This window comes from Streptomyces sp. NPDC014882 (genome assembly GCF_043081325.1).
In the GTDB taxonomy this organism is placed as follows: domain Bacteria; phylum Actinomycetota; class Actinomycetes; order Streptomycetales; family Streptomycetaceae; genus Streptomyces.
On the sequence record NZ_JBIBWL010000029.1, the window covers coordinates 1 to 5380 of the forward strand.

5 protein-coding genes are annotated in these 5380 nt (G+C 70.8%); all 5 read right to left on the minus strand.

Annotated features, from left to right (window positions below; translation table 11 throughout):
* Positions 1–228: 228 nt before the first annotated feature.
* The 5 genes from ACF09K_RS34225 to ACF09K_RS34245 all read right to left on the minus strand — a co-directional run bounded on the left by ACF09K_RS34225 (position 229) and on the right by ACF09K_RS34245 (position 5314).
* Positions 229–1314, minus strand: coding sequence for a DUF317 domain-containing protein (locus ACF09K_RS34225; protein WP_392249246.1), 1086 nt, complete (start codon positions 1312–1314; stop codon positions 229–231).
* Positions 1315–1670: 356 nt separating this feature from the next.
* Positions 1671–2789, minus strand: a complete 1119-nt coding sequence (locus tag ACF09K_RS34230) for a DnaB-like helicase N-terminal domain-containing protein (RefSeq protein ID WP_392249247.1) — start codon at positions 2787–2789, stop codon at positions 1671–1673.
* Positions 2789–4060, minus strand: coding sequence for a DNA cytosine methyltransferase (locus ACF09K_RS34235; protein WP_392249248.1), 1272 nt, complete (start codon positions 4058–4060; stop codon positions 2789–2791). The genes ACF09K_RS34230 and ACF09K_RS34235 overlap by 1 nt, the downstream gene beginning before the upstream one ends.
* Positions 4057–4980 carry a hypothetical protein gene (locus ACF09K_RS34240; RefSeq protein WP_392249249.1) on the minus strand — a complete coding sequence of 308 codons (924 nt, stop codon included), beginning with the start codon at positions 4978–4980 and terminating at the stop codon, positions 4057–4059. The genes ACF09K_RS34235 and ACF09K_RS34240 overlap by 4 nt, the downstream gene beginning before the upstream one ends.
* A 61-nt stretch (positions 4981–5041) precedes the next feature.
* A complete protein-coding gene (locus tag ACF09K_RS34245) occupies positions 5042–5314 on the minus strand; it encodes a tryptophan synthase subunit alpha (protein WP_392249250.1) in 273 nt (90 codons plus the stop codon).
* Between the last annotated feature and the right edge of the window lie 66 nt (positions 5315–5380).

A 5380-nucleotide genomic window follows, 5' to 3' on the forward strand; every position in this document is an offset into this window, starting at 1 on the left:
GTCGAGCACTACTGGTTGGGCTGATTTCTGCGGTTCGGCCTGTCCCGGAGGCCTCGTGACCACCGCGTGATCACGACATCACACACCCCCTAGGGCTGCGCGTCGCCGGGCGGGTATCGCTTCGAATCGTGTCTGGGGTCGTGAGGGCTTCTTTCGACGTGCGGACGGGAGTGGCGGTGGACTATCTATGGTCCGCGGTTGTCGGTTTGGCCAACCGGCGCTCCCGCGCTATGTTGCCCCGCTCCCGTGGTTGCTGGTCAGCGTGAGCGGCCAGCGGAGGGGTCGGCGGTGACCGCCGGAGCCGGCGGGCCGGAGGCGAGGCTGGTCCTGGCGCGTGCCGGTCTTGTGGGCGAGGAATTCAGAGAGGCTCGCGAGCAGCGAACTCGGGGTCTGCGGGGACACGGTGATCGACCAGGAGGGTCTGCCCTGGTCAGGGCTGGTTCCGGCCCAGATGGTCCACGTGGCCTGATTCTGGCTGGGGTGCTGCGCGGCGAAGGCGTCGAACTGGATGCCCGCGTTCCCGTCGGAGGACGTCCAGCGGATCCATCGCCCGTCCACGGTGTGCTTCCAGCCGGCGCTGGAGAGCGGCTGGGTGGCCGCGGTGACCATCTTCTCGTTCACCGGGGCGCCGAGGGCAGTGTCCCAGCCCTCGCCATCGGCGAGGTGGGTCAGCAGATCCCGCAGCAGCGGGGCGGGGGTGGCGCCGGTCGCGGTGAGTACCCACATGCGCTCGGAGACGGGCGTCTCGTAGGCGGCCACGGTCCAGGCGGTCTCGTAGGCGGAGGTTTCGTGCACGTGCTCGATGCGCAGGGTCTGCGACTCGTGGATGGCGTGGGTGGTGTCATCCGACCAGGTGCACCACTTCTCGAACTCGCGGTGGGCGTCGAGGAAGGTGTCGAGGAGCGCGTCGTGGTCGCCGGCGTCTGCCAGGTAGATCGGGACGGTCTCTGGCTTTGCGGGGACGAGCGCGGACTTGGCGGTGGTGACGTCGAAGACGGAGCGAGCTGCGATGGCCTCGCGTTCGGTGTCGGTAAGGGGTGCCTGTCCGGGGCGCCTCTCGGCTGCGTGAACTTTCTCGAAGGCGAGCAGAGCCTGCGCGGGTGAGTCGAAGGTGTCGGCGATCTGACGCAGGTGGTTCTCGCCGTGCAGGTAGACGGACTTCCCGCCCCGGTGGAGGTAGGTGCCGACCGCGACGGTGGTTCCACCGGCGTGGGCGTGGGCGTGGATGAGGAGGTGGCCGCGGTGGATGTCGTCATGAATCTTCTGTGCCTGGTCGGAGACCTCGCGGATCTCCCTGCGGGTGCACCAGGGCATCGGGTAGTTCGGCCAGGTCCATTCCTCGTCGATGGCCTGCTGGAGACGGGGGTGATCTCGACGGTGATGCCTTCGGCGACGAGGTGCGTGACGGCGTCGTTGGCCCAGTAGGGCTCCTCGTGGTCGATGCGGGCCAGGACCAGGACGTCTGTGGCGGCGACGCTCCAGCCGCCCGCCTCCAGCGCCATGACGGCGATGCTGGCCTGGGTGCCGGTCACGACGGCCTGTACGGCGCTGGGGTGGGTGGGGTGGGTGTCGAGGCGGACGTGGGCGTCGATAGGGGGAGTCACGTGGGGGTCTCATCTGTCCTGCCGGTGGCCGGGCCTTCGTACCCGGCCACCGGTGTCGTCGGGGGGCTACCGGGTTGCTCGTGAGGATCGGGCGGTGGGCGCGGCCCGGTTGGTCGGCGGTCCGGCGCGGGTGGTGGGCATGGGCCGCTGGAGTTGCGGTGGGGTGGCTGCGGTGGCGTGCTGCCACCGGGTGCGGACGGCGGCGACGTCGGCGAGGGCGCGGCGGGCGCCGACGACGAGCTGGAACGGGGTGTTCGCCGGGTCGTCCGCGTACGCCTGGATGCGCCGGCCGGTGTGCTCGGCTGTGGCCAGGAGGGAGCGCTGCAGGGCTCGTTCGCCCCAGTGCTCGGCGGACCCGGCCGGTTCGGCGAGCATGCGCAGGACCTCGTCGGGTGCGCTTCCGTCGTTCAGCAGGCCGCGCTGTTGGGCCTCCCACAGGACGGTGACGGGGTCGACGGGATCGCCGCGGCGGGCCAGGGCCGTCAGGCACTGCCACAGACCGGTGTGCAGTGCCACGGTGAGGTCGTCGGGGAGCAGCCACCGGACGGTGTCGATGCCGGCGGGGTAGGCCGTGGCGGTGGCGAGGAGGAGCTGCTCCTCCTCGGCGGCCTCTGCCGGGTGCGGTGCGGCGGGTGGCGGCGGTGCCGGCGTGCGGGGCAGGACGCCTGCGCGGGGCGGGAAGCGGGTGGCGATGTCGTCCGCGACCGCGGCGAGTGCGTCGGCCTCGGTGAGCACCGTCTGGACGGGGTGGGGAAGGGAGGCGTCGTGGACAGTGTGGATGAGGCGTTCGGCGGCCGTGTGCAGGCGGCGGCGGGCGTGTCCGGCCTCGACCATCCGGGCGTAGGCGGGGGCGTGGCGGGGCCAGGGGCAGACCTGGACGAGGGTGTGCAGGTAGGAGGCGGTCAGCCCGCGTGCCTGCTCTTGGGCCTTGGTGAGTACGCGGTCGAGCCACTGGGTGTTCTTCGCGTGCTCGGCGGGGTCGGGTCGCGGCAGGGTGGTGATCGCGCCGTACAGGGCGGCGTGGGCGGCGGTGGAGAAGGAGTTGGCGGCGATGCCGCTGACGTCGTCCTGGCGGTGCGGGTCGAGGAGGAGAGCACCTAGGAGGGCCTGCTCGACGTGGAACACCGGTCGAGGGGACACGAGGGTGTCGAGGTCGTCTTCGTCGGGTTCGGGGGTGCGGGGCATCAGGCGGCGAGGGTGAAGTCGTCGGGATTGAGGGGGAGGCCGAGGTGCGGGGCGAGGAGGTGGCCGGCGAGCAGCGGGGGCACGGCGTTGCCGATCTGGGAGAACTGCTGGCCCTTGTTGCCGGCCCAGGGGTAGTCGGCCGGGAAGGTCTGCAGGAGGCCGGCCTCGCGGGCGGTGATCCGGATCGGCTCGGGGACAGCCGGGGTGGCGGCCTCCTCGGTCGGCGGCGAGGCGGGCTCGGCGACCCAGGTGCACTCGTTCGCGCGGTGTCCGAAGAACAGGGTGCCGGCCGGCTCGGACAGGGGCCGGACGGTGGCGTTGGCCTGGTTGTTGCTGCGCAGGGACCAGGACCAGCGGTGGGCTTCGGCAGTGAGGGTCGGCGCCGGAGCGTCGGCGCTGCGGTTCTCGCGGGTGCCGTGCCGGGCCGCCCACCCCGCGCCTTCGCGCCGGGACTGCAGGACCGCCCCGTCCGGCCGGGGCATCCAGGTGCCGCGCTCGCGGGCGTCGGAGAGCGTCTTGCGGGAGCCCGACGGGAACGGCTCAGGCCCGCCGCCGGGCCCGCCGCCTGCGCAGACGGTGGGGACGGGGCGGTCGGTCGCGCCCCATCCCAGGGCTTCGGCCATGCTGACCCAGCGGGTACGGCCCGGGCCGAACAGCGACTCAGGTTCGGCGAGTTGGGCGTGCGTGGGCGTGGGCGGCTGTGCAGGCCGAACGCGGGAGGCGAGGAGGATCGCCCGCTTCCTGGTCTGGGGGATCCCGAAGTCGGCGGCGTTGAGGATCCCGTACCAGACGGAGAACCCCCACCCGCGCAGGACGGCGGCGTACTGCTTCCACAGAGGCAGGACGTCCGGGACTTCCTCCATGGCGACCCAGTCCGGCTCGCCCGCCGCGTTCAGGGCGTAGAGGTAGCGCATGGGCTCGGCGGCGAGCAGGGAGCGCTCGTCGCGGCAGGCGGCCAGGAGACGTTCGCGGGTGTCGCGGCCGACGGCCAGGTCGGCGACCGCCTCGTGCACCAGCGGCTGGTCGAGCAGGCCGAGGCGCTTGCCGGCCATGCTCCACGCCTGGCACGGCGGCGAGGCGATCACACCGCGGGTACGGCCGACGAACGGCCAGACCGGATACCTCGGCACATCGCACCGGATAGTCAACTGCCCAGCCGCCGATCGGGTCTTGCACGCCCACTGGTCCCATTCCAGCCCGACGTCGCGCACGCCGAGGACCTGCAGGGCCCTGCTCCAGCCGCCCGACCCCGCGAAGAGGTCGAGGATCACGTAGCCAGCCCGAAGCCGTCCTGCGTTAGCGCCTCGGCATCACCGCGGCACGCCCAGGGCGAGCAGCCGTCCTCGACACCGCTCTCCAAGACCTCGGCCTCCTCCGCGCTGAGCTGCAGGGCAGCCCGCTCGGCAGCGGTGACGTGGTCGATCGGCGCCTGGCTCAGCGGCACGCGCGAGCGGTGCAGGAATGCTTCGCCGAGCAATCGGCTGCCCGACGCATTGGCGCGAGCATTGCCCTGCCGGATGGCCGCGTCGAATTCGACAACGTCCGCCCACTCGGACGGGGAGGTATCTCGAATATGCCGCCACTGCGCATTTCCGTGGAACGGGCATCCCAGGCAGCTCGACTTCGGCGTATCGGCGAGCCCGAATGACGTCAGGTAGCGCACGCAGTCGGACCTGCTCCACGACATGTCCAGTAGCGGGTGCCGGTTGCGCATGTACTTGACGTCCGCGTCCTTCGCGCGATGGAATTCGTCCGTGGATATGCCGACCCACTGCTCGACGAAAACGTCCTTTGGTATGCGGTTCGGGTAGGGGCGGCCGAGAAGTTCGCGCACTTTCTGCTTGATCGGCCGCACCTTATATTCGCCGGTACACTGCCGCCGCGTCATCCCAGGTCGCCCGTCCTGATTCAGGATATGCAGCGGCATGGAGGCGAACCGGTGATCGGGGTTAAGAGCATCGCTGCGGATATTTCCGGCCGACACGCGAAGTACCGGTATGCCCGCGGGGGCGGCTATCTCCCTTTCCAGTCGGTCAAGGTGGGCATAAACCGCTCGGGGCTCCCATCCGGTGTCGGCGAATATCGCGTAGTCGACCTTGGGGAGGAAACCTTCTACTGACAGGGCAAGGAGGGTGCTGGATTGGACTCCCGCGCCGAGGGAAAGGGCGCGGAACTGGGGCTGATCTGAAATGGGTTTGTCCTGGGGTAGGGGTAGGGGGAGGTGCGGCGTGCGCTGTGGTCCTGTCGACTGCTCAGTGGCGGGTAGGGGAGCGGGCGCGCGGCTCTGTGGCGGCCGTCGAAGCAAGGGCGCGGGCGAACGCGGCGACCAGCTGCGGCGCTTGTTCGGGGGTGCTGGCCAGAGCGCGGACGACGGGGGTGCCGATGACGACGGCGTCCACCAGGGGCGCGACGTGTGCCGCTAGGGCGGGTGTGGAAGTCCCGACGCCGGACACGACCGGCAAGGGGCTCGCCGCGCGCAAGCGCCGGGTGAAGGCAGCTAAGGGCTGTCCCGCAAGTGATCTCAGATGTGCTCCTCAGCAGTCGTCGTCATAGATCCACTATCCGGTCAAGGCGAGGTTGTGGAGCCGGGC